Source organism: Mesonia profundi (assembly GCF_031085155.1).
GTDB lineage: Bacteria > Bacteroidota > Bacteroidia > Flavobacteriales > Flavobacteriaceae > Mesonia > Mesonia profundi.
Window position 1 is genome coordinate 1 of record NZ_JAVHUL010000018.1, and the last position, 24889, is coordinate 24889.

The window sequence follows — 24889 nt, forward strand, 5'->3', positions numbered from 1 at the left end:
AAATGGAACTAAAATTAAAAGGATTTTTTAACAAAGCGGCCTAATAAAATTAGTCACAAAATTACTAGGAAGTCCACAAGTCTAAAGGAGCGAGTCGAGAACCAGAACATCCAAAGTTTAAAACACCTAGGTTTTCTGCCCGTTATATTCAAATAGATTTGTGAGAATGATTCTTTTGCACTATTAAAAGTGACATTTTCGGAAATCAAAGACTTCTCGATACATTTTTATTTTCACTATCGTTATAAGAAAAACACTCGAAGTGAAACGGAGTATTTTAAATTAGTCATGACTTAAAAATACTGTAAAATTGAGGAGTCTTTTAAATGTATGAAATCTAAAAAGTTCTTTGAAAAGATAATTTTAACTGAAAATAACTACTGCTTATCAATTAGTTAAAATCAAGTCTTTGATCTTGATTCTAATAGCACAGCGGGTCTTGGTTCTTTATCGAACAACAATAATCTTAAATATCAGTCTACACTAAAAATTACCTTTTTTCACTATCTTATCTACAATTAAGGCTATCGCCCCATCTCCCGTAATGTTAGCTGCGGTTCCAAAGCTATCCATTGCGATGTAAAGGGCAATCATCAAAGCTTGAGCTTCCGCATCAAAACCCAGCATCGATTGTAGAATTCCGATCGCCGCCATAATTGCGCCTCCGGGAACGCCAGGAGCGGCTACCATAGCTATACCCAACATCATGACAAAACCAGCAAACATTCCGAAGTTAAAATCCATTCCCTGCATCAGCATCAAGGCCACAGCACAGGCTACAATTTTCATCGTACTTCCCGCCAAATGTATGGTAGCACCCAACGGAATTACAAAATTGGCTACTTTAGGAGAAACGCCATTTAGTTCTGCCTGTTTCAGCGTAACCGGAATAGTCGCGGCAGAAGACTGCGTCCCCAAGGCTGTAAAGTAAGCCGGAGCCATATTCAGTAAAGCTTTAATCGAATTTTTCTTGGCAATCGCTCCCGCAATCAAATATTGAATAAGCATGAGTAAAATATGCATCACAAAAATAACTCCGATGATTTTTACAAAAACTCCCAATACCGATGCCACCTGACCTTTAAAGGCTATCGCCGAAAAAATACTTAAGATGTATAGCGGCAACAATGGGATAATGACTTTTTCGATGAGCATCATGATGATTTTTTGAAAATCAGACGCCACGTTTTTTAAATTACTTTCTCCCAAAGGCGCTAAGCCCAGGCCTATCAAAAATGCCAAGACCAAAGCAGACATCACATCCAAAACCGGAGGAATACTAATAGAAAAATAAGGCAATAATTCGCGTGAAGTTTCTTCTACCGTCGTCGCTGCTTGGGGATCTATAAATGAAGGAAAGATTCCCGAAGCTACAAAGTAGGTAGAAAAACCAGAAAATAAGGTAGAACCATAAGCGATTGCTGCGGTAATAACCAACAACTTTCCGGCACCTTTTCCTAAATCTCCAATGGCTGGCATAATTAATCCGAGGATAATCAAGGGAATGGCAAAACCTAGAAATTCACTAAAAAAGTGATTGAATGTATTAAAAACACGGTTCACAGATTCTGGCAAATACAATCCAAAAACGATTCCGAGAATGATGGCGACAAATACTCTAAAAAGTAGGTTACTGGTAATCTTTTTAAACATAATAGGGGGTTAAAATTATTGGAGATTTCCACAAAGATATTACCTTGCTTCTTCCTATTCTTGTTAAAAACGTACTAATTTATGCATTTCGAAATTATACCTGCTCAAAAGGAACATGCCTTAGCTTCCGCGGAATTGATCTTGCAAGCGATGGAAGATTTAATTTATTTCTACATCGGGAAGGAAGACAAAGTAAAAGCAGTAGCTTTTTTACAACAACAATTTCTCATGGAAGAGAGTCTGTATAGCTATTCTAATACGCTAATTGCTATTTATGACAAAAAAATTGTAGGCGTGCTCATCGCTTATGATTCAAAGAAGCACCAAAGACTTCAGCAGAAATTAAATCAATACCTTAAAGAAAATTATGCTTTTCATAATCGTTTAACTCCGGAAACGGAAGCTGAAGAGTTTTATTTGGATGCGCTGAGTGTAGATCCTACTTTTCGCGGACAAAAAATTGGAAGTCAACTTATACAGTTTGCCGAAAAACTAGCCCTAGAAAAGAAGCTTCCACACATAGGATTGCTAGTAGATGTAGAAAACCCAAAAGCCAAACGCTTATATGAGCGATTAGATTTTAAGGCCGTCAATAGCGTAAATTTAGGCAGACATGAATACGAGCATTTACAAAAGAAACTTTCCTAATCGGTTTTTTTCATCTCTTGTAACGTCTTATAAAAATTTTCTTGTTCAGGTCGGTTTTGAGGAATTTCCCGTAAAGGTTCTACCTCTTCCAAGCTTTCGTGACAGTCTGATGGAAGTCGCTGATATAATTTAGTGCCAGCGGTTTTCCAAGCAATCATCTCGTCTGAAACTTCTTTAATTACTCTTGCAGGATTTCCGACTACCAAACTCCGCTTCGGAATTTTGGTTTCGGCTTTAACAAAAGCCATTGCCCCAACAATAGATTCATCGCCAATCTCGGCATCGTCCATAATCACAGAATTCATTCCGATAAGGCAATTTTCACCTAAGTTCGCGCCATGAATAATGGCTCCGTGGCCCACGTGAGCCCCTTTTTTTAAGGTGATACTCTTTCCTGGAAACATATGTACCGTACAATTCTCTTGAACGTTCACGCCGTCTTCCAAAATAATTTCACCCCAATCTCCGCGAATCGCAGCACCTGGACCAATATAACAGTCTTTCCCAATAATAACATTTCCCGTCACCGCCGCCAGGGGATGCACAAAACTACTTTCGTGAATTACGGGAATGTGGTCTTTGAATTTGTAGATCATAAAATAGTATATTAGTTTGTAGAGGTGAGTGGTGAGTTATTTACTTTTTAAATGCTTTATTAAGGATGAAGTCATTTTAGAAATTTCGGTGATTTGCTTCCTATTTTCTTCATCTTCGTTAAAAGTGATATAACCTCTAATTCTAGCTTTTGTTGAAATAGCAACGCATTCATGAGAACTATCCCAAGCCATTTTTAAATACCTAATAAAGTTGGCATCAGTGCTGGCCGATCCTTCAGCTATATTTAAGGCTATAGAGTCTGCTGCTCTAATAAATTGAGAAGATAATTTATAAATTTCGTGAGTTGGAAAATTCTCTACTTGACTATTAACTGACTCGCCAAATCCCATTGCTCTTTGATAAACTTTTAAATCCTCAAATCTGAAATGGTATTGACTCTTCATATCAAAAAATATTTTTCTTTAACTTTTTCTCACGTCTCATCTCTCACCACTCACCTCTAAATATCTCACCTCTTATTTAAACTTCTTAAGCTTCTCTTTGGTAAAAGAAGAAAGAACCAAGCGTCCACTAATTTTTGCACGCTCGTTAAGGAGTTGATCCCAATCTTCGGTGCCGCGCCAAAACATTTGTTTCATTTCTTTTACGGCTTCGGGATTGTACCCACATAGATTTTTTGCTAAAGCGGCAATGCCTTCATCCAATTCTTCCGTATTGTCATATACGTTAGCGTACAAGCCTTTTTGCATCGCCCATTCTGGTGAATAAAAGGAATTGGCATCAATAGCGATTTGTGACATTCCGCTCGCGCCTAATTTACGTTGCACTGCTGGTCCAACCACAAAAGGTCCAATCCCCAGGTTTAATTCACTTAATTTGATAGATGCAAATTTAGTCGCCATACAATAATCCATAGCAGAAGCTAAACCTACTCCGCCCCCTACGGTTTTTCCTTGTATACGACCAATAATGAATTTAGGACACTTACGCATCGCATTAATCACATTAGCAAAGCCCATAAAGAACTTCTCGCCCACTACCTCATCTTGTATATTGATTAGCTCGGTAAAACTGGCTCCAGCACAAAAAGTACGGTCCCCACCAGATTTTAGAACAATCACCAACACTTCTTTATTTTGTCCCATTTCGGTAATCGTATCGGTCAGTTGTGCCAATATATTTCCTGGCAAGGAGTTATGCGCTGGATGAAAAAATTCTATCGTAGCAATCTTATCTTCTATGTGTTTGTTAACGTATGCTTCTTCGCTCATAGTATTTTTGTTTTGTATCCAAAAATAATGAATGTAAGCTATAATGACAATTAAAACCCATTGAAATAAGAAAGGCATATTCCGATTTCATTCCTTTACGGATTACTTTCAGATCAAAAAAAACAAATAATCCTTTATACACGTTAAACTTTTTCAGCTCATAGCAGTCTTACTTAGCGGAAAGAGGTATCTTTATTCAGTAAAAACACTTCAGAATTCACATTTATTTTAATTAATTAACATCATTTATTCCATGAAAAAATTACTTTTTTGTTTATTCTTGGCTACATTCATTCTACCGGTAAGGGCAAATGAAGGAATGTGGTTTTTAATGCATATTGAACGTTTAAACTACGTAGATATGCAAAAAATGGGGCTTCAGTTAACGCCCGAGGAAATCTATAGCATCAACAACCACAGTCTAAAAGATGCGATTGTACAATTTGGCGGTGGCTGTACCGCAGAAATTATTTCAGACAAAGGCTTGGTACTTACCAACCACCACTGTGGTTACGGTAATATCGCCGAACTTTCTACCGAAGAAAACGATTACCTCAACAATGGTTTTTGGGCGAAAAACTATGAAGAAGAACTTAAACCAGAAAATCTTTCGGTTCGGTTTTTTGTACGTATGGACGATGTTTCCAAGCGTATGTTAGCGCAAGTAAACGATTCTATGAGCGAAGATGAGCGCGAGGCAGCTCTTAACCGTGAAATCGCTAAAATACAGGAAGAGAATAATGAAGACGGCAAATATACCGTTTCTGTAAAGTCTTTTTATAGCGGTAACGAATTTTACTATTTTGTATATGAAGATTATAACGACGTACGCTTAGTAGGAACGCCTCCTAAAGATATTGGGAAATTTGGTGGAGATACAGATAACTGGGAATGGCCACGTCATACCGGAGACTTTTCTTTGTTTAGAGTTTATGCCGATCAGGATGGAAATCCGGCTGAATATTCTGAAGACAATGTGCCTTTAAATCCTAAATATCATTTACCAACGAGCATTAGAGGTTTTGAGGAAAATGATTTTGCTATGATTTTGGGTTACCCCGGAAGAACTAACCGATGGATGCCTGCTGGCGGAATTGAGCAAAATGTAGAGTACGCTTATCCTGCTTGGGTAGAAGCTTCAAAAGCATCGATGGATGTGATGAAGAAATATATGGATGAAAAGCCACAAGTGAATTTAGATTATGCTTCTAGTTATGCCGGAATTGCCAATTATTGGAAAAACAGACAAGGAATGATTGATGCGTTAAAGCAGCATAAAACGGCTAAAAGCAAACGCAAAGAAGAGAAGAAATTCCAACGATGGGCCAAGAAGCAGAAAACTGATAAGTATAAAAACGTGATGCCTGTTATTAACGAGTATTACAGCAAAACCAACAAGAGCAGCGAGCACGACAACTATTTGATGCTGATGCTTAGAACGCGATTAGCTACGCTACCTTATCGCTTAGGAAAAACCACGGAGTATTACATTGATCAAAATGAAGCCAAGCAAGCAGAGGTGCTTCCTAAATTGGAGAAAGAAATCAATAATTTATATGATGGCCTTTATCTTCCTTTAGAAAAAGAAGTATTAGCTACGCAGTTAAAGTTGTATTCCGACAAGGCCGATAATATTGCTCCTAAAGTAAAAGCAATTGCCGATGAAAATAACAATAGTCAAGAAGCTTGGCAAACCTATATCGATCAAGCCGTAGAGAATAGTATCTTTAAATCTGAAGAATCTTTTACCGCATTTTTGAACAATCCTGATATGGAGGTGCTTAAGAATGATCCTTTATATGTGCTTTCTACAGATTTATTAACGCGTTACAGAGCAAAGTCTGACGAAGAAAAAGAATGGGAAGACAAGTATCAAAAAGCTTTCCGATTGATGATTCAAGGAATGCGCAAGCAAAATCCTGATGAAAAGTATTACCCAGATGCGAACAGCACCTTGCGTTTGACTTACGGAAAAATCATTTCGCTTCCTAAAGATCCTAGCAATGATGCGAAGAAAAACTATTATACAACCTTAAAAGGAACCATCGCAAAATACCAACCGGGCGATGAGGAATTTAATATGCCTAAAAAGCTAGTTGATTTGTATGAAAGCAGAGATTTTGGTCAATATGCCGACAAAGACGGCTATTTACCAGTCAACTTTTTAACCGATAATGACATTACCGGTGGAAACTCTGGTTCTCCTGTTCTAAACGGAAAAGGAGAATTGATTGGATTGGCCTTTGATGGAAACATTGAAGCCATGGCCGGCGATGTTATTTTTGATGATAAATTACAACGTACCATTAGCGTTGACATCAGATACGTATTGTTTTTAATCGACAAATATGCCGGAGCCACACATCTTATTGATGAATTGACTTTAGTGAAGTAAACTTAGTTTGCTAAGATTAGAAAGCCGTCTAATTGAGGAAATTTGTAATCCTGAAACAAGTTCAGGATTACAAATTTCCTCAATTAGACGGCTTTTTCTATACCTTTACGGAAAGCTTACAGCAATCCAAACTGCTCAAAATGATGGTTAAGATGCTTACGCTCTAATAACTCCCATTCATACTTGGTGAGTTCTCCAAAAACTGCATTTTTAGTAATGGCTTCAGGGTTTTTCTTAAAAAACTCTAAGTACTCCTTACGGGATTCTTTTAGTTTTTCTTTTGCTTCTGCAAGCGTTTCGTGTTGCAAATCAGGAAGTTCTCCTTCTTCGTATAATGGAAAATTAAAATTCTTCGGCATCGCCTCATAATTCCATAAAGTTGCGCGGGTATCTTCCAAATATTTTTCGGGGATTGCTATTTCAAAATCTTGAAGCTCTCCCGAAGCGATACGGTAACTAGTTTCCAAATGTTCTAGCATATGCTGAGGTTTCATACTTCCCCAAGCTGGTTTTGTGTCTTCTTCTAATTTCGCTAAAGCGGATGTGATAACGTCTTCGTTTATTTCCGTAAAGGTAGTTTGTTTCTTTTGCACCATGGTTAAAATCGTAGCAATAGCAACCAAAGCTTCTTTTTCTTCCGCTTCATCTTCAGGAATTTTTCCATCGGTTATATTGGTATCAAAAACCTCTACATACCACTTTACAATTCCGCTAGGTAATTCTTGTCCTTTTTGTTCTCGATCTACTTTTTCTTTACACGTTAAACGCACGTGAATAGTGTCATTATGATACAACGGACGCAAAAATCGAATCTCTTCCAACCCATAATTAGCTGCTACCGGACCTTTGTTAGGATAAACAAATAATCCCGCTGCTGCGGAAATAATAAAATAGCCGTGCGCCGTTCTTTTTTCAAAAATACTTCCTTCTAAAGAAGTGATATCGGTATGTGCATAGAAATGATCCCAAGTAAGGTTTCCGAAATTCACAATATCCGTATCAGTTAAGGTACGGTTATGCGTTTTTAAAGACATTCCCGGTTGTATATCGTCCCAATGGTACGCAAAAGGATGTTTTTCTGCTTCTTTATACTTAGCATTAGCTTGATAAATCCCAGTAATTTCAGTCAATGTGGTTGGCGAACCTTGAATGGCACAACGCTGCATATAATGTTTTATACCTCGCTTACCTCCCATTTCTTCTCCGCCTCCAGCTCTTCCGGGACCACCGTGAACCAATAGAGGCAATGGCGAACCGTGACCGGTACTTTGTTTGGCGCTTTCTCTATTCAGCACCAATATACGACCGTGATGCGTCGCTGCTTTTATCGTATAATCACGCGCAATTTTATCATCATTGGTAGCGATAGAACTCACTAAAGAGCCTTTTCCCATTTTAGCCAGCTCAATGGCTTCATTTAGATTTTTATAAGGCATAATCGTACTCACCGGACCAAAAGCCTCGGTAGAATGCACGGCAATATTTTCAAACGGAGAATCTTCCCTCAACACGATAGGCGACATAAATGCTCCTTTCTTGGCATCGGCTCCAATGGTTTTTGGACTTTCTAAATTACCATACACCAAACTTGCGGTCTTAGTCATTTCTTGAATGCGTTCGTGTACTTCTTGCACTTGGTCTTTACTTACCAAGGCACCCATACGCACTTCTTTTAAACGCGGATCACCAATTGTTACTTTAGCTAAAGCTTTTCCTAAAGCAATTTGCACATCTTCTACCAAATTTTCTGGAACGATAACTCGGCGAATCGCTGTACATTTTTGTCCGCATTTTACCGTCATTTCATTGCGCACTTCTTTAATGAACAAATCAAATTCTGGCGTTCCTGGTTTTGCATCTTCGCCCAAAACAGAAGAGTTCAATGAATCAGCTTCCATATTAAAAGGAACCGACTCCTCTAATAAGCGTCGATGTGATTTCAGTAATCTTCCTGTATCTGCAGATCCTGTAAAGGTGACCACATCTTGAGATTCTACCGTATCTAAAATAGAACGTGCAGAACCCGAAATGAGTTGTAAAGAACCTTCTGGCAAGATCCCTGACTTAATAATTTCACGCACTACGGCTTCGGTAAGGAAAGAAGTGTTGGTAGCAGGTTTCACCACGGCAGCCATTCCGGCCATCCAGTTGACCGCACATTTCTCCAACATTCCCCATACGGGGAAGTTAAACGCATTAATATGAACGGCTACTCCTTCTTTTGGCACCAAAATATGATGCGCCATAAAGCGACCGCCTCGAGATAAATCGATAGGATCTCCCTCTACATCAAAAGGCTGATTAGGAAAGGTTTTTCTCAAGGAAGCATTGGCAAATAAGTTTCCAAAACCTCCTTCAATATCTATCCAGCTATCTACTTTGGTAGCTCCCGTGCGGAAACTTACCTCATAAAATTGCTTTTTTCTCTTCATCAAGTAGAACGCTAATTTTTTTAGCATCATTCCCCGTTCTTGAAAGGTCATATTTCTCAACGCCTCACCGTTTTTTCTACCGTATTTTAGCGCCTGATCGAAATCAAGCCCTTTAGTATCACTCAACGCGATGGTTTCTCCAGTGACAGCATCCACCATAGGTACGCCTTCTCCAGATCCTTCAACCCATTGCCCGTGAATATAACTTTGTAATTTTTGCATATTTATTTTTTTCGTGTTTAGGTGTAATCAATGATATTTTTTATTGAATTACTTACGCTTCAACATAAAATGAAGCTGGAAATAACAATCTAAAAAACTCTTTTTATATCTTCAATATTTCAAAATATCTTGAATTGTTTTTTTGATTTTTTCTAACTCTTGAAAGGTTATCTTACCACATTTTCGTTTAAATCGATCTTTTGAGAGTGAACGAATATGAAAGATTAGGATTTCAGATTCGTGTTTTAATCCATTTTCCTGTGAAGGGAACAAAACTGGATTTCCTTCAAAATTATGGATAGAACTGGAAAGTGGACAAACTATAATCACGCCTAAATTTTTATTTAAAGTATTCCCACTAACTATAACTGCTGGCCTATTTCCTCCTTGCTCATTTCCTTTTACAGGATCAAAATAGACTTGCCAAATTTCACCTTGCTTCATTCTTTTTCTAAATCTTGGAGCTGTTTAAAGTAATCTGCCATTCCCTCTTCTGCAATAGCCATCATATCTTTATCTTTTGCGGCTCTTCGATAGGATTCTGCATATTTAGCCCTTTGTATTTCATCTAAAAAAATTTCCAAAGCTTTTTCGATTAATTTATTCTTGGGCATTTTTAATTCTTTGGCAGTTTTGCCCAATTCTTCGAGTAAATGATCTGGAAGCGACGATGTGAATGTTGCCATTTTATATTTATTTTATGTAAATATAATTAATAATTATGAGATATACGAATCAGATTATCAATTGGTTAAATTTTTTTTAAACTCTGCAAAATAGGAATTTCTGAATGCACTATTCCCAAAACTTAAATTTGAGAAATGCACTTTTGCAACTGTTTTTCACTTATCGTTAAGTTAGTTCATCTTTACTTAAAGATTCCTTCCTGCGCAGTATTCCCACGTAGGTGGGAATCTCAATATCTTCATCTAAAAATTCTGTCCAAATTCAAAGTCTTTACTCTTGCATCTGAGATTCCTGCCTGCGCAGGAATTAAACACGCTCAATCACCGCAGCATACCCTTGGCCTACTCCTACACACATCGTTACAAGCGCGTATTTTTTACCAGTAAGTTGCAATTCTAAAGCGGCAGTATGCGCCAACCTAGCTCCAGTAACTCCCAAAGGATGACCTATAGCAATTGCTCCGCCATTTGGGTTTAATCTAGGATCGTTATCTTCTAATCCCCAAGCTCTGGTACAAGCCAAAGCTTGAGCTGCGAAAGCTTCATTCAATTCGATAATATCCATATCATCCATCGTTAAGCCTGCTTTTTTCAAGGCCTTATTGGAAGCTTCTACAGGACCTATTCCCATAATTCTTGGTTCTACACCCACTACAGCCGAACTTAAAATTTTAGCCATCGGTTTTAAACCGTATTTTTCTACTGCTTTTTCTGAAGCGATGATCGTTGCTGCAGCTCCGTCATTTAAACCTGAAGAGTTTCCTGCGGTTACGCTTCCTCCTTCTTTACGGAAAGCAGGTCGTAACTTAGCCAGTATTTCTTTACTCGTAGTAGGTTTTACAAATTCATCCTGACTAAACTGAATCGGGTCTTTTTTACGTTGCGGTATTTCTATCGTCATAATTTCTTTAGACAAGCGACCATTTTTTTGTGCTTCGGTAGCTTTCATCTGACTCCAATAAGCAAAAGCATCTTGATCTTCACGAGATATTTTATATTTATCTACTAAGTTTTCTGCCGTCACCCCCATGCCGTCAACACCATACATTTCTTTCATTTTGGGGTTGACAAAACGCCACCCGAAACTGGTGTCATACATTTTGGCATCGTTTCCGTAAGCGCTAGAAGGTTTAGCAATGGCATAAGGTCCGCGGGTCATATGTTCTACTCCGCCGCTAATAAACAAATCTCCGTCTCCCGCTTTGATTGCTCGATTGGCGTGAATAATAGCCGAAAGCCCACTACTACATAATCTGTTTACGGTTTCCCCAGGAACAGAATAAGGTAAACCTGCTAAAAGGGAACACATTCTGGCTACATTCCTATTGTCTTCTCCCGCTTGATTGGCACATCCTAAAATCACATCATCATAAGCTTCTTGCGGAATATTAGGGTTCCTTTTTACCAATTCTTTTATCACCAAGGCTCCCAAATCATCGGTTCTTACTGGAGATAAAGTTCCTTTGTAGTTTCCGATGGGAGTTCGTATTCCATCAATAATATAGCTGTTCATAGTTGTTTTGATTTTGTATTCTATTAATTTTTTAATGCTGAAAAAGTATCATGCTGGCTCATATCGCCCGTTTTATAACCCCGTAAGAACCATTCTTTACGTTGCTGAGAAGTCCCGTGAGTAAACGAATCTGGATTCACCGAACCTTGGACTTTTCTTTGCAAAGCATCATCTCCTACCGCATTGGCGGCACTTAAAGCTTCTTCAATATCGCCTTCTTCTAAATATTCTTTATTGTAATACGCCCAAAGACCTGCATAGAAATCGGCTTGCAATTCTAAAGCTACCGAAAGCTTATTGGCATCTACTTGACTCATTCCCTGTTGAGCCTGACGTACTTTTTGGGAGGTTCCCATAAGTGTTTGCACGTGATGTCCTATTTCGTGAGCGGTCACATAAGCCATAGCGAAATCACCTTTTTTTGCTCCAAACCGATTGTGCAATTCATTAAAGAAAACCAAATCCATATATAACTTTTGATCAGCTGGACAATAAAAAGGACCAGTTGCCGAAGTAGCATTTCCACATCCGGTTTGTACGGCATCGGTAAATAAAACCATATCGGGTTTTTTATAGTTTCCTAGATTATTTTCACTAAAAACCTGTGTCCATACATCTTCCGTATCGGCTAAAATAGTTCCCATAAAATCGCCTAATTCTTTTTCTTGGGCGGTAAGCTCTCTTGTTTCTACTTGTTGGGTTTGTTGACTGTTATTAAATTCATTCAATACGGGAGCAATCGCTTGACCGGTATCTCCGCCAAATATTTGTAATAAAACCACGATAATTCCTATAACCCCACCACCAGCAATTAACTTCCCTTTGGTACTCGAACCGCGACGATCGTCTAGGTTACCGCTTTTTCTTCTTCCTTTCCATTTCATAATAAGTGTATGTTTTAGCTGGCTTTAAAAATAATGAATTTAGAGTAAGATTTAATTTTTATACTCTATTTATTTTGTTTTGCGCAAGGGATTGAGCTATTGTTGGAGCTCTTTTGAGATTCCTGCCTACGCAGGAATTGAGAAAAGCGACTAGCGAAAGCCCGACCCGGTAGGGTTGCGCCCAAATTATTCGTCTAGTCTTCCCAAACCGCACTGGTTCTATAAGCAACTCCTTTAAACAAAGCCACCAGCTTTTCTTCTAAGTGGATTTCTACGGTATAAAACGCCAACTTATTCTTCATACTTTTTAATTGAGAAGTCGCGACAAGCACATCCCCTTCTTCTAAAGCTTCGATATGATTGATGGAAGTTTCTATAGAAACCGCCTTTTTCCCCATGGTATTGGTGGCAAACCCAAAAGCAGTATCGGCCAGCGAATAGGTGATGCCGCCGTGTGCTTTTTTCATACTGTTGAGCATTTCTTTACGGATTTGCATCTGCACTTTACAATAGCCTTCTTGTACTTCCACTATCTCAATCCCCAACCACTGACTGAAAGCGTCGTTCTCCAACATATAATGTGGGATTTCTAGTGCTGAAAATACTTTTTTATCTTCTTCCTTTTCCATATAAAGTTTAGCTTTACTAAATACGCTGCTATTAGAATTTCTTCCTAATTTTATATGCTAACCAAGCAAATGGAATGTAAGCCAATACTAAATCTAAAACAACAAACCATGTAGGTGCTGGGATCATAAAAGCTGCAGAAATTCCACCAATTAAAAAGAAAAAGCCAATCATCATTGCTAACATTAAATGACGATTTTTACCCACAATTACTGCTAACAAAGCTCCTATCAATGTTCCTATAGCATGTGCTAAAAACGGAAAAATAAAATGTATGGGTTCCAATAAACCTTTTGCAGCTTGTAAGCCTTCTGTAGTCGTTAAATCAACTCCTGCAGGTGATGGAATCACATAACTACCCAGCATTATTATTCCCATATTAATGAGACCTCCAAGCATAGCTCCAATGATTACCGCTATCATATTTCTTACAATTCCTTTTTTCATTTGCTATATATTAGAAGTTGAAATTGGTATTCTCTTTCTCCATCTTTCTTAAAAGCGGACTACAGCGATAGCGATCTTCATGGTATTCTTCATATAAAGCATCCATCTGATTAACGCACCAATCGATTCCTTTTTCATTGGCCCACGTAAGTAAGCCTTTGGGATAATTCACGCCTTTCGTCATCGCAAGATCTATATCTTTTGCGGTAGCAATATTTAAAAATAAAGCATCTGCCGCTTCGTTGATTAACATTACCAAGATGCGGTCTAGAATTTTTTCCCCATTGTCATCATTGAAGGACCCCTCGACTCCGCTCGGGGTGACAGGTTTGCCATCTTTATAGTTGTAAAAACCTTTTCCTGTTTTTCTACCTAGGTAACCGGCTTCAGAGAGACGTTTTTGAGTAAAGGAAGGTTTGTAACGCGGATCGTAATAAAATTCTTTAAAAACAGTTTCGGTAACGGTGTAATTTACGTCGTTTCCAATAAAGTCCATTAATTCAAAAGGGCCCATTCTAAAACCACCCAACTCTTTCATAGCGCGGTCAATCTCTGCAAAACTGGCTTTGCCTTCTTCATAAATTCGTAGTGCTTCTCCGTAGAAAGGTCGGGCTACTCGGTTGACAATAAAGCCCGGAGTGTCTTTAGCCAAAACACCAACTTTTTTCCAGTCGGCTATAATTTTTACCATTTTCTCTTGAACTTCCTTAGAAGTTTGAATGGCCGGAATAATTTCTACCAAAGGCATCAATGGTGCTGGATTGAAGAAATGAATTCCGATTACGCGTTCTGGATTCTCTAAAGAAGCGGCAATAGAAGCGATAGAAAGCGAAGAGGTATTCGAAGCGATAATTGCATCTTTAGCCTGATAGCTTTCTAGTTCTTGAAAAACTTTGCGCTTAATCTCTAAGTTTTCTACAATAGCCTCAATGGTTAAATTGGCTGTTGCTAAATCTTTTAAGGCACCAACATAAGAGATATTTCCTTGAATTCTGCTTTTTTCAGTTTCATCAATTCTTCCCTTCTCAATTAAACGCGCTAACACTTTTTCTAGTTTAGCTTTACTTTTATCTAGGGCCGTTTGTTGGGTATCATAAAGCATCACCTTGCATCCTGCGGTTGCCGCAACTTGTGCGATGCCACTTCCCATGGTTCCTGCTCCTATTATTCCTACTTTCATATGTTGATTAACGATTTATTTGATTGTCGATTAACGATTTTTGATTTTTCTTATTTGAAATTGAGTTTTGCTGTTGATGTTCTTATGCCAACTACAAATATGGAAATTAGCTCATTATTCTCATTGAGAAGTCTATCCAACTTCGTGAAGTCTGAGCTTAGTTTTGTTCCTTTTTGAATTTTTAGATTTATTAAGCTTTCTCTTAGTTCTTTTAAACAGATTTTCATTTTATGCAGAAAATCCCGTGTTGATTCTGCGCTTCTTGCTTCGCCATAATTTAGTGCTGAAGAACTTGCTGACCTAATTAGTTGTTTTGTTAAATGATCTCCAGCAAAAGATTTTTCGACGGTTTTACAGAAAAGAATGGTGTCGATTGCAAATTGGATAAGTCGATTTTCTAATTCAACAGGTTTCATAATAAGAGTTTTTTGACGAAATTACAAGTTAAGATTTTTTTCAGTCAAAAATTTTTAATCCCAAATCAAAAAATCTCCAATCAATAATCGTTAATCTATTCTCCCTTAAACTCTGGTTTTCTTTTCTCCATAAAAGCAGTTACGCCTTCCTTGTAGTCTTTTGAGGAAGCAGCTTCTATTTGAAATTTGCTTTCTAAAGCCAATTGTTCGTCTAGATTATTGCTAAGCGATTGATTCAATGCTTCCTTGGTTAACGCCAAAGCTTTGGTAGGCATTTTGGCCATTTTTAAAGCAAGTTTTTCGGCTTCATCTGCAAAGGTATCCGCAGGAAAGTACTTATAAATCATCCCTAAACGTTCCGCTTCTTGCGCATCTACTTTATCACCTAACATGGCTAAAGCCGAAGCTTTTTGAAAACCAATTAATCGTGGTAAGAAAAAAGTTCCAGCCGAATCTGGCACCAAGCCTATTTTACTAAACGCCTGAATAAAAGCAGCGCTTTCTGAAGCTACCACCACATCACAAGCTAAGGCAATATTGGCTCCGGCTCCTGCCGCCACACCATTTACCGCTGCAATTACTGGTTTTGCCGTTTCGCGAATTAACTGAATAATGGGGTTGTAATGTTCTTCAAGAATTGCTTTAAAACCCGGATTAAGATCGGGATCGGTTACTTCTTTTAAATCTTGTCCGGCACAAAAAGCTTTTCCGTTTCCGGTTAACAAAATAGCTCGAACCTCTTTATTCTTAGCCGCGTCTTTTAAAGCGTCTTGCAGCTCAAAAGCCATCTCTCTGTTAAAACTATTAAATACTTCAGGTCGGTTTAAGCTCAATTTAACCACCTGGTTTTTGATTTCTACTTGTATATTTTTATTCATATTTTTTGAAGTTGAAGTTGAAGTTGAAAAGGAAATTGAAACCTTATTCTTTTTCGATTTCAACTTCAATTTCGATTTATATTAGATTAAACATTTAAAATAATCGAAGGGTTCTTGGCAGTCATCACATTTAAATAAAGCTTTACAAGCGGTAGAACCAAACTGACTTACCAAATGGGTTTGTGTAGAACCACACTGCGGACATTTAACCAATTTTTCTTCTCCCAACAAAGCTCTTTTATCTGCGGAAGCATCCATAGGTGGTGCAATTCCATAATCTTCTAAGGCTTTTCTACCTGTTTCTGTAATCCAGTCGGTGCTCCAGGCTGGCGCGAGAATTAAATCAACTTTTGCTTCATATCCAGCTTGCGTCAAAGCCGTCACGATATCATCTCCTATCACATCCATCGCAGGACAACCGCTATACGTAGGTGTTATTTTTACACTCGCTTTTTTGCCGTCTAACCTAGCTTCGCGAACCACACCTAAATCTAAAATAGAAAGCACAGGAATCTCAGGATCTGGAATTTTCCTTAAGATGGGCTCTAATTCTTTCTCGATATGTACTTTTTCTTCCGTCATAAAAATTAAGGCTTTGGTATTTTTGATTTCAATCTAAAATCTTCCGTCTTCATTCAAAAATCTCCAATCTAATTACCATTTAGCGCCAGGATAAGCACGTTGCATATATTGCATTTCGCTTAAAATAAAGCCCATATGTTCGCTATGGATTCCTTTTTTTCCTCCTTTTTGAAAATATTTTAACTCGGGAACATCCAAAGTGGCTTCTTCTAAAATTTCCGATACATTCTTATAATACGTATCTTTTAGTTGCTTTACATCTACTCCTATTCCAGCTTTAATCATCGCTTCATCAGCTTCTGTAGTGTGGAATAATTCATCTGTAAATCGCCACAAATCATTGATAGCGGTTTGCATTTTCTCTTTACTCTCTTCGGTACCATCACCTAAACGTTTCACCCAATCTGATGAGAACCGCTTATGATAATTCACCTCTTTAATGCTTTTTTTAGCAATAGCGACCAAGGTGTCGTCTTTAGATTTTTGCAGTTCGGTCATTAAAAGAATATGGAAATGATCAAACAAAAATTGTCTACCAATGCTAAAAGCAAAATCGGTGTTGGGTTGTTCTACTAAAAGCACGTTTAAATATTCCCGCTCGGTTCTTAGAAAAGCCAAATCATCTTCGGTAACTTCTCCATCTGAAATTTGTGCCGCATACTGAAAATAACTACGCACCTGTCCAAATAAATCCAAGGAGATATTGGTTAACGCAATATCGGTTTCTAAGGTAGGTCCGTGACCGGTTAATTCTCCTAGCCGCTGACCTAATATTAAGCTATTATCGGCAATGCCGTAGATATATTTTATCTTATCTCCGTGTAAACGGATATTTTCTTGTTTTGAACTCATGGTATTTATTATTTATTCAAAAATCTTTTTGTTTTATCACTGAAGTCTAAATTCCTCCAATTATGATTTCATATACAAGATGAAATTCAACTGACAGAAATTTGATTGATTTACGCTTCCGCGGAAATTCATGCCGTCTTAAGGTTACTGGATAGACCAAAATTCACGATGACATAATGAAGTTACTGCCTATGTAGGTAAAAAAATAAAATTATTAAGCGATTAGATTCCTGCCTGCGCAGGAATTTACATATGTTTTACCTCATCTGGCAATTCGTAAAATGTAGGATGACGGTACACTTTATCTGCTGCCGGCTCAAACATTTCTCCGTTGTGTTCTGGATTAGAAGCCGTAATATTAATCGATTCTACCACCCAAATACTCACGCCTTCACTTCTTCTCGTATAGACATCACGGGCATTTTCTAGAGCCATATCTGCATCTGCAGCGTGGAGACTTCCAAAGTGACGATGCTCGAGTCCGTTTTTACTACGAACGAATATTTCCCATAAGGGCCAGTTCTTTGTTTTCTTATCTGTTGACATATTTTTTTGTTTAAAAAAATCGAATTCTAAGTTGAATTTGATTTTCTTCAATTAATATTTTTAATTCTTGTAACTATAATCCGAATTAATTGATCATTTTCATCCTTGAAAACGTTTAAGCTATCAATAGGCATTAATTTTGCCTTGGTTTGAATATTCAAATTTCTTAAACTCTCTCTTAATTCTTTTAAGACAATTCTTAATTTATTGATTTTATCCTTTTCTGTACCCGCCCCAAGTACTTCTCCGTAATTTAAGGCTGATGAACAAGAAGAACGAATAAGTTGCTTTGCAAGGTAATCTCCAGCATAACTCATAGGTTTTTGATCATAAACTAATATTATGCTTGCTGCAAAATCTTCTAATCGATCAGTTAAATCAAACCTTTTTTCATTCATTCTACCTAAAGTTGCAGTTCTATCATGAATATTTGAATGGAATTTAAGTTCAGTTCCAGTTTCATTTTACAATCATCTTTTCGATTTCAGCTTCAAATTCGATTTCAATTTCATTGCTTACCCCGCTTTCCTTACTTTTTTATCCGCTTGTTTTTCGGCGTAAGCCATAGCGGCATCACGCACCCATTCTCCGCCTTCCCATGCGCTTACGCGGGTTTGCATACGTTCTTTATTGCAAGGACCGTGACCTTTTACGACTTGCCAAAACTCATCCCAATCGATTGCACCAAAGTCATAATGACCAGTTTCTTCATTCCATTTTAAATCTTTATCTGGTACGGTAATGCCTAGAATATCGGCCTGTGGAACCGTTTGATCTATAAACTGCTGACGTAATTCGTCGTTGGTTTTACGTTTCAATTTCCATTTCATGGACTGCTCGGTATGGGTAGAAGCATCATCTGTAGGCCCTAACATCATTAAAGACGGCCACCACCAGCGATCTAATGCATCTTGAGCCATAGCTTTTTGCTCTGGTGTCCCATTACATAATGTGAGCATAATTTCATAGCCTTGACGTTGGTGAAAACTTTCTTCCTTACAAACACGCACCATAGCACGGGCATACGGCCCAAATGAAGTGCTACACAACGGCACTTGGTTGATAATTGCAGCTCCATCTACGAGCCAGCCAATCGCACCAATATCTGCCCAAGTAATGGTTGGATAGTTAAAAATACTAGAGTATTTCGCTTTTCCGGAATGCAATTGATTGTACATCTCCTCTCTGGAAATTCCCAAAGTTTCGGTGGCGCTGTAAAGGTACAGTCCATGACCTGCTTCATCTTGCACTTTCGCCAATAAAGCCACTTTGCGACGCAAAGAAGGCGCTCGGGTAATCCAATTTCCTTCTGGCAACATCCCTACAATTTCTGAATGGGCGTGTTGCGACATTTGCCGGATGTGCGTTTTACGGTACTTCTCTGGCATCCAATCTTTAGGTTCTATTTTTTCATCTCGGGCTATCTTAGCCTCGAATATATCTTCTAAATTTTTAATTTCTTTATCACTCATAATTCTTTTGTTTTTTATTGAAAGCGTAAAGCTGAATGTTTCTTTCTTTAAAACTTTCTAACTGATTTTACACATCAAAATCTACTTTTACTTTTCCTGAAGTAGGCACCGATTGACAACTCAATACCAAGTTTTGTGCTACTTCTTTTTCTTCTAGGGCATAATTCACTTTCATCTCTACGCTACCTTCTAAAACTTGACATTTACAAGTACTACAAACTCCGCCTTTACAAGCGAATGGTAGATCTGCTCCAGCACCTAAGGCTGCATCTAAAAGATTATCATATTCTTTGGTCATGGTAAAGCTAAATTCTTTACCACCGTCTACAATTGTCACTTGGGTTCCTTCTACATTTTGCTTAGCCAAACGCTTGGTTCTGGCAATATCTTCTTCAGAAAGACCGGTTACGAACAATTCAAAATGAATCAATTCTTTAGGTAAGCCGGCATTTACCAGATAATCGCCCACATAATTCACCATCGCTTCAGGTCCGCATAAAAATACTTCACTCGTATCTGGAATATCGATGAAATTATGAATTAAAACTTCCATCTTCTCATCATTAAATCTACCGTTAAACAATTCGATATCTCTTTTTTCTTCGGTAAGAAAGTAATAAATCTCTAACCTTCCAAAGTAAGTATTACGTAATTGCTCCAACTCTTCCTTAAAGATAATGGAATTTGCGGTTTTATTTACATAGAATAATTTACACGTCGAATTCGGTTCGGACGCTAAATGGGATTTTACCATAGATAACACCGGAGTAATTCCGCTTCCCGCTGCAAAAAACAAATAGTTCTTTGTTTTATCTGCTGCAACTTTCACTCCAAATTTCCCACTAGGCGCCATTACCTCTAAGGTTTCGCCCGCTTTTAAAGATTGATTTACATAAGTTGAAAAAATTCCTTCAGGGATTTCCTTAACCGCTACTTTCCATTCTTTGTCTAGCGGACTAGTACATAAAGAATAAGATCTTCTTACATCTTCGCCATTAATCTCTTTTCTTAAGGTTAAATGTTGCCCGTGATTAAAGTGAAAAGCTTCTCTTAAGTCTTCCGGAACATGAAAGGTAATTACGGTACAGTCTTTCGTTTCTTTATAAACGTGTTGTACTTCTAATTGATGAAATTTTGCCATAGTCTGATTTCTGCTTCCTTACAAAACTAACGATTGTTAGTTTTACATGCAAATTTAGCTTGTTAAAACCCTAGCTTCGAGCCTACCAACAGAGTATCTAGCGTTTACGTTGCCGATTCGCCATATAATCCTCTATAGCTTTTTTGGTAGTAAGCCAGTTTCTACCCTCTTTATAAGCATCTATTTTACCTTGACGCGCCAACAAACTGATGTATTCTTGCCCATAAGGCAATGACTCCTCTTTAACTAAACTGCTAATTTCACGATAATCATCATCACTACTAGGCAAAGCATTGAGGTAAATATTTAAACTACGCTCTAAAGCTTGAGCCATAAGAAGGCTTAGTTTATAGTAATTACCTTTATTGGCTTGGTTTAAAGCTTCGTAATATTTTTTACGGTCATTGGTTAAAATGATGGCGGGCGGAAAACCTTCTTGCATGAGTTTCAAATTCATGGCCAACCTCACCGTACGACCATTACCATTAAAAAAAGGATGAATCCAAACCAATTTATGATGAAAAACAGTAGCCAGTTCTACATTATTAAGCTGAAGCGGATTTTGAGCCATAAACTCTACAAGCTCATCGAGTAAACTAGAAACCTTTTGTGCATTGGGAGGAATAAAATTAGCTCCCGCAATGCGAACACCAGCATTTCTTAACCGACCTGCATAATCATCTTCTATGCTTCTTAACACATAACTATGCAGTTCTAAAATGCTTTTGGCATTTAAAGCCTGCTTGTTTTCTACCATTTTATACAATTGATTGAGTGCCGTTTCATGGTTTTTGGCCTCAAAATGTTCTCTTAAGGATTTACCTTTTATGGTTATACCTTCTTGCAAAACCAATTGAGTTTCGCGCAAGCTTAACGTATTTCCTTCAATACTATTGGTATTGTAGGTCCATTCTATGCTTAAAGCTTCTTTAATTTTTTGCAAAGCGATACCAGGCAAAGGTCTGCTTTGTTGCAAAATTTGCTTTTTCTCGTACAAGCGATCATAGGTGGCTTGTAATTTTTCTCGATATGCTAAGTTAATGTCCCACATATCACAAAGATACACTATTATCGGGTAAACTTAAAAAATACACTATCCGATATTAAGGTTTTACACGATAATTCCCTGAAGCAAGGTTTGGGTAAGATCTTTTTTAAGCACATTGGGATTAATATTTTTATTTTTAGCGTACCATAAATAAAAAGTACGCAAGGTAGAAAGAATAGAAAAAAGCATAATTTCTGGATCGCTTTCTTTTAATTCTTTCGCTGCGATACCTTCTTGAAGAATTTCCCGAAACTTCGTTTCATAATCGGCTCGCATGTCAATGTAGTTAGCTCTGTTCTCTTCCTCTAAATGCATCCAATCATTATTCATACACGCCAAGAAATCGGTTTTTTGAATCGTCAAATCGATATGCATTTGGATAATTTCTTCTAATTTTTGGATAGCGGAAATAGGCTTTGGTGAGACTTCATGTATATGCAATGTAAAATCCCGAGCGACTTGCATAATAATGCCTTCCAGTATTTCTTGTTTGGAGTGAATATGATTATACAAACTTGCCGCTTTAATGCCTAAGTCTTGCGCCAAATCGCGCATAGAAACAGCATTGTAACCTTTCTCTTTAAAAAGCTGTGCCGCTTTAAGGATAATTTCTTCTTTTCTGTTGGGTTTCATGAAAAGACCACTTAAAGTAAAATTTCTAATTCCTTTTCAGACTGAATGGGTTGTTTATGATACTCTAAGGTCCACCCCAAACTATTGGTTAAAATAAAGAGTTTTTGAAGCTCTGACGCCAATCTATTTTCTGCATTCTGCATTACAGCAGACTTTTCTATTTTTTTTCTAATTTGCTTGGTCACCCTTTTCTTGATTTCATTATAATCATCAGCCTCAAATTGATTGAGGTAATCCTGGGAAACATCATAGAAGTCAAACTCGGGGTAAATATTTAATTCCGCTTCTGGGACTTGAGTAATTCTAAGCACTTTTTTATCGGACATAATTTCATATTGCAGTTGTGCCAAATCATAAGCTACCGTCGCTTTTGTGTTGACAGCCAAAATAGCTTTCTTTTTAGCAGTAAGCCCCATAAACACATTTTGAGTGTTTTTATAGGTAAAAATCTGTGCATAAGAGCTTTCAATCACCACCAACTTACTCACATTCTTCACCTCCTTCTCGATAAGCGCAGAGGTTTGGGCCAATTCGGTTTTTTTATCTTTTCTATCTGTAAAATATTGATAAGCAAAAACCACTAAAACGGCAATGATGATTCCTATGATGAGTTTTTTCATAGTTTAATTTTTGCTCTAAAGTACAACTTTTTAAAAGACTCACTGCTTTCCTATTTTCTTTCAGCGTCAAGCGGAAATATATACGTAACAAATCAAATAACCATCTATACATGAAAACGAACCAGTTACAAAACACTTAGCACCACAGACACATTAGATCTTTAAAATCAAGCAACTATACCTTACTTTTGAATCGTCTGAGTTTTTAAAAAGAAATAAAACACAGTTGAATATTTTTAAAAAAACTCAGCAATAATTAAGAGTATCAGAAAATAATAAATCTTAAACCCAAATAAAATCAATTATGAAAACTACACTAAAATTTGCCTCTTTACTTTTATTATCGCTATTTGTGAGTTGCTCTTCAGATGATGATAGCGGAGAACAAACACCGTCTGAACTTGATCAAATTCAAGGCGAGTGGATTAGAGTTGGAGGAAATAACCCTGCAAACAACGGAATGGTTATCAATGTGAATGACAATAGCGGAGTTGTAGTAACCCCTGCTCCAGCACAACCTACTGGATTTACAGAAGGAGAAGTAAAATGGAAAGAAATTGTTTTGCAAGACGGCACACACTATAGATACGAAGAATTGGGAAGTAATGGAAGTTATTATCCTGCCTCGCTAAGATTTGGTGTTGATGACACGCTTAGAATATCTGTAGATGCGGCTCCAGGTGATGGATATATCCAAAAATGGGTACGCTAAAAATATTTTGATTAGCCTTAAAAGAGCGATGAGAAATTTAGATTTTCATCGCTCTTTTTACATCTAAAATCGAATTGTTTTATAAAAAGAGAGCTCCGTAACATGAGTTACCCATAGATTGAAATGTATACGTTTACTTTGTTAACAAATAACACGTTATGGGAATCTTCAGTTTTTTATTCGGAAATAAAGCTAAAATGATAAAAGATTTTAAAGCTCGAGGAGCCGTAATTATAGATGTGCGAAGTAAAGGAGAATATGCTGGCGGAGCCATTCCTGGCTCTAAAAATATCCCCTTACCTCAAATTAATACGAAAGTAGAGGAAATCAAGAAAATGAATAAACCTGTTATTACCTGTTGCGCAAGCGGAATGCGTTCTAGCAGTGCCGTCGCAGTTTTAAAGAGTAAAGGAGTTGAGTGTATAAATGGCGGCGGATGGTTCAACTTGTCGCAAAAATTGAATTAATCCCGGCTAAATATCAAGGAAACTGAATATGCGCGTATTGTATTCTTAATTCCGTTTTTTGTTGTTCTAACTTCGCCAAAAATTTTTGATGCGCTTCACTTTGAGGATGAAAGGCTTTGTGCTCCATATTCTTTTGAAGGCTTTCTACCTTTTTCATTACCGGCAAAGCAGAAGAATCTACCCAAGTATCTAGAAAATGCTGCCAAATATAGTCGATGGCCAAAGCATTTGGATGAAGCATATCGCGTTCATAAAAACGATAATCTCGCAACTCGTCCATCATGATTTCATAGGAAGGAAAATAAGTGCTTTGCTTTACGGAAGAAATACTTTGGTGCACTGCGGTGGTTAAAGTGGCTTTACTTTGCTGATTTTCTATGAACCCGTCTTTGATATGCCTAACAGGTGAAATCGTAAAAATACAATGTAATGACGGATTAATTTGCTGAAGAAGTTGCACTGTATTTTGAATACTTCCTTGAATCTGCTCCGTTGGAATTAATTTTTTATCGAAATCTCTTTGCGGGATTTTATGACAATTCGCTACAAAACTTCCCGTTTGTTTAAATTGATACACCCAAGACGTGCCGTAGGTGAAAATTACGTGAGTAGCTTCCTCCAACCACTGAAGCGTTTGCTTTAAAGAATCATTCAATTGCTGAAGAAGCTGATTCTTATCAGATGAACTCAATCTGGAATGTGCATCCAAGCAATGCCATTGCTCGTTATGAAAAATTAAATCTTCTTCTGTGTAAACATATTGATGTACCGTTCTCTCGATCAGGTTTTCGATGGCAAAAGGATGAAAAAGAATCCCAAACGGATTTTGCAGCTGCTGAAATTTATAATAAGAAAGTTTCTCCCCTATATTTTCAGAAAAACAAGACCCCAACAATACCAACTTAGCGTCGTAGCCTATTTTAGGCTCTTGCTTAGGAATGTTAATTTGGGTTTGTAATTTCATCTTTTTTATAAATTGAAATCGAAATTATCTGATCAACACATT

General features: G+C 37.5%; 28 protein-coding genes. 4 read left to right on the forward strand and 24 right to left on the reverse strand.

The features are described 5' to 3' along the window. Positions 1 to 483: 483 nt before the first annotated feature. A complete protein-coding gene (locus tag RBU60_RS08015; protein WP_308864281.1) occupies positions 484 to 1653 on the reverse strand; it encodes a dicarboxylate/amino acid:cation symporter in 1170 nt (389 codons plus the stop codon). Positions 1654 to 1734: 81 nt separating this feature from the next. On the opposite strand from RBU60_RS08015, the gene RBU60_RS08020 reads away from it, so the two are divergent. Beyond that, positions 1735 to 2301 (forward strand): GNAT family N-acetyltransferase, encoded by a 567-nt coding sequence (locus RBU60_RS08020; protein WP_308864282.1) that lies wholly within the window; start codon positions 1735 to 1737, stop codon positions 2299 to 2301. Here RBU60_RS08020 and RBU60_RS08025 read toward each other — a convergent pair. The 3 genes from RBU60_RS08025 to RBU60_RS08035 all read right to left on the reverse strand — a co-directional run bounded on the left by RBU60_RS08025 (position 2298) and on the right by RBU60_RS08035 (position 4130). Beyond that, positions 2298 to 2897 carry an acyltransferase gene (locus tag RBU60_RS08025; protein ID WP_308864283.1) on the reverse strand — a complete coding sequence of 200 codons (600 nt, stop codon included), beginning with the start codon at positions 2895 to 2897 and terminating at the stop codon, positions 2298 to 2300. The two genes, RBU60_RS08020 and RBU60_RS08025, sit on opposite strands and share 4 nt — an antisense overlap. A gap of 36 nt (positions 2898 to 2933) precedes the next feature. Continuing rightward, positions 2934 to 3302 (reverse strand): four helix bundle protein, encoded by a 369-nt coding sequence (locus tag RBU60_RS08030; protein WP_308864284.1) that lies wholly within the window; start codon positions 3300 to 3302, stop codon positions 2934 to 2936. Positions 3303 to 3374: 72 nt separating this feature from the next. After that, positions 3375 to 4130, reverse strand: coding sequence for an enoyl-CoA hydratase/isomerase family protein (locus RBU60_RS08035; RefSeq protein ID WP_308864285.1), 756 nt, complete (start codon positions 4128 to 4130; stop codon positions 3375 to 3377). 253 nt (positions 4131 to 4383) lie between these two features. Between RBU60_RS08035 and RBU60_RS08040 the strand changes: the two genes are divergently transcribed. Continuing rightward, positions 4384 to 6525 carry a S46 family peptidase gene (locus RBU60_RS08040; RefSeq protein WP_308864286.1) on the forward strand — a complete coding sequence of 714 codons (2142 nt, stop codon included), beginning with the start codon at positions 4384 to 4386 and terminating at the stop codon, positions 6523 to 6525. 116 nt (positions 6526 to 6641) lie between these two features. Here the strand turns inward: RBU60_RS08040 and paaZ are convergent, their stop codons facing one another. The 19 genes from paaZ to RBU60_RS08135 all read right to left on the reverse strand — a co-directional run bounded on the left by paaZ (position 6642) and on the right by RBU60_RS08135 (position 22704). Then, a complete protein-coding gene (gene paaZ / locus RBU60_RS08045) occupies positions 6642 to 9179 on the reverse strand; it encodes a phenylacetic acid degradation bifunctional protein PaaZ (RefSeq protein WP_308864288.1) in 2538 nt (845 codons plus the stop codon). A gap of 111 nt (positions 9180 to 9290) precedes the next feature. After that, entirely contained in the window at positions 9291 to 9623 is a 333-nt protein-coding gene (locus RBU60_RS08050; protein WP_308864289.1) for a type II toxin-antitoxin system PemK/MazF family toxin, read from the reverse strand. After that, positions 9620 to 9865: a ribbon-helix-helix domain-containing protein gene (locus RBU60_RS08055; protein WP_308864290.1), complete on the reverse strand. Its 246-nt coding sequence runs from the start codon at positions 9863 to 9865 to the stop codon at positions 9620 to 9622. Before RBU60_RS08055 ends, RBU60_RS08050 begins: the two co-directional genes overlap by 4 nt. 307 nt (positions 9866 to 10172) lie before the next feature. Then, positions 10173 to 11378: a 3-oxoadipyl-CoA thiolase gene (pcaF, locus tag RBU60_RS08060; protein WP_308864292.1), complete on the reverse strand. Its 1206-nt coding sequence runs from the start codon at positions 11376 to 11378 to the stop codon at positions 10173 to 10175. Between the two features lie 23 nt (positions 11379 to 11401). Then, positions 11402 to 12262: a KPN_02809 family neutral zinc metallopeptidase gene (ypfJ, locus tag RBU60_RS08065; RefSeq protein WP_308864293.1), complete on the reverse strand. Its 861-nt coding sequence runs from the start codon at positions 12260 to 12262 to the stop codon at positions 11402 to 11404. A 194-nt stretch (positions 12263 to 12456) separates the two neighbouring features. Then, entirely contained in the window at positions 12457 to 12891 is a 435-nt protein-coding gene (locus RBU60_RS08070; protein ID WP_308864294.1) for a PaaI family thioesterase, read from the reverse strand. A gap of 31 nt (positions 12892 to 12922) precedes the next feature. Continuing rightward, complete coding sequence (locus RBU60_RS08075; RefSeq protein ID WP_308864295.1) at positions 12923 to 13336, reverse strand: hypothetical protein; 414 nt, start codon at positions 13334 to 13336, stop codon at positions 12923 to 12925. 10 nt (positions 13337 to 13346) lie between these two features. Further along, positions 13347 to 14516, reverse strand: coding sequence for a 3-hydroxyacyl-CoA dehydrogenase NAD-binding domain-containing protein (locus RBU60_RS08080; RefSeq protein WP_308864296.1), 1170 nt, complete (start codon positions 14514 to 14516; stop codon positions 13347 to 13349). A 50-nt stretch (positions 14517 to 14566) separates the two neighbouring features. Further along, positions 14567 to 14932 (reverse strand): four helix bundle protein, encoded by a 366-nt coding sequence (locus RBU60_RS08085; protein WP_308864297.1) that lies wholly within the window; start codon positions 14930 to 14932, stop codon positions 14567 to 14569. A gap of 95 nt (positions 14933 to 15027) precedes the next feature. Beyond that, on the reverse strand, positions 15028 to 15810 hold the full coding sequence (locus tag RBU60_RS08090; RefSeq protein ID WP_308864298.1) for an enoyl-CoA hydratase-related protein: 783 nt from the start codon (positions 15808 to 15810) through the stop codon (positions 15028 to 15030). 81 nt (positions 15811 to 15891) lie between these two features. Further along, positions 15892 to 16392, reverse strand: coding sequence for a 1,2-phenylacetyl-CoA epoxidase subunit PaaD (gene paaD / locus RBU60_RS08095; protein WP_308864299.1), 501 nt, complete (start codon positions 16390 to 16392; stop codon positions 15892 to 15894). A gap of 72 nt (positions 16393 to 16464) precedes the next feature. Then, positions 16465 to 17244: a 1,2-phenylacetyl-CoA epoxidase subunit PaaC gene (paaC, locus tag RBU60_RS08100; protein WP_308864300.1), complete on the reverse strand. Its 780-nt coding sequence runs from the start codon at positions 17242 to 17244 to the stop codon at positions 16465 to 16467. A gap of 246 nt (positions 17245 to 17490) precedes the next feature. Then, entirely contained in the window at positions 17491 to 17790 is a 300-nt protein-coding gene (gene paaB / locus RBU60_RS08105) for a 1,2-phenylacetyl-CoA epoxidase subunit PaaB (RefSeq protein ID WP_308864302.1), read from the reverse strand. Between the two features lie 47 nt (positions 17791 to 17837). Continuing rightward, a complete protein-coding gene (locus RBU60_RS08110) occupies positions 17838 to 18188 on the reverse strand; it encodes a four helix bundle protein (protein WP_308864303.1) in 351 nt (116 codons plus the stop codon). A gap of 117 nt (positions 18189 to 18305) precedes the next feature. Further along, positions 18306 to 19262 (reverse strand): 1,2-phenylacetyl-CoA epoxidase subunit PaaA, encoded by a 957-nt coding sequence (paaA, locus tag RBU60_RS08115; protein WP_308864304.1) that lies wholly within the window; start codon positions 19260 to 19262, stop codon positions 18306 to 18308. A gap of 67 nt (positions 19263 to 19329) precedes the next feature. Beyond that, the gene (locus RBU60_RS08120; RefSeq protein ID WP_308864305.1) at positions 19330 to 20403 is read right to left on the reverse strand and encodes a 2Fe-2S iron-sulfur cluster-binding protein; all 1074 of its coding nucleotides are present in this window, start codon (positions 20401 to 20403) and stop codon (positions 19330 to 19332) included. Between the two features lie 97 nt (positions 20404 to 20500). Continuing rightward, positions 20501 to 21454, reverse strand: a complete 954-nt coding sequence (locus RBU60_RS08125) for a Fic family protein (RefSeq protein WP_308864307.1) — start codon at positions 21452 to 21454, stop codon at positions 20501 to 20503. Positions 21455 to 21514: 60 nt separating this feature from the next. After that, complete coding sequence (locus RBU60_RS08130) at positions 21515 to 22084, reverse strand: TetR/AcrR family transcriptional regulator (RefSeq protein ID WP_308864308.1); 570 nt, start codon at positions 22082 to 22084, stop codon at positions 21515 to 21517. 11 nt (positions 22085 to 22095) lie between these two features. Beyond that, entirely contained in the window at positions 22096 to 22704 is a 609-nt protein-coding gene (locus RBU60_RS08135; RefSeq protein WP_308864310.1) for a DUF4230 domain-containing protein, read from the reverse strand. A gap of 304 nt (positions 22705 to 23008) precedes the next feature. Here RBU60_RS08135 and RBU60_RS08140 point away from each other — a divergent pair, with 304 nt between their 5' ends. Together RBU60_RS08140 and RBU60_RS08145 are read left to right on the forward strand one after the other, a co-directional pair. Continuing rightward, positions 23009 to 23416 (forward strand): hypothetical protein, encoded by a 408-nt coding sequence (locus RBU60_RS08140; protein ID WP_308864311.1) that lies wholly within the window; start codon positions 23009 to 23011, stop codon positions 23414 to 23416. A gap of 158 nt (positions 23417 to 23574) precedes the next feature. After that, positions 23575 to 23883 (forward strand): rhodanese-like domain-containing protein, encoded by a 309-nt coding sequence (locus RBU60_RS08145; RefSeq protein WP_308864312.1) that lies wholly within the window; start codon positions 23575 to 23577, stop codon positions 23881 to 23883. Positions 23884 to 23896: 13 nt separating this feature from the next. On the opposite strand, the gene RBU60_RS08150 is transcribed toward RBU60_RS08145, so the two are convergent. Next, positions 23897 to 24847 (reverse strand): GSCFA domain-containing protein, encoded by a 951-nt coding sequence (locus RBU60_RS08150; RefSeq protein ID WP_308864315.1) that lies wholly within the window; start codon positions 24845 to 24847, stop codon positions 23897 to 23899. Positions 24848 to 24889 lie beyond the last annotated feature (42 nt).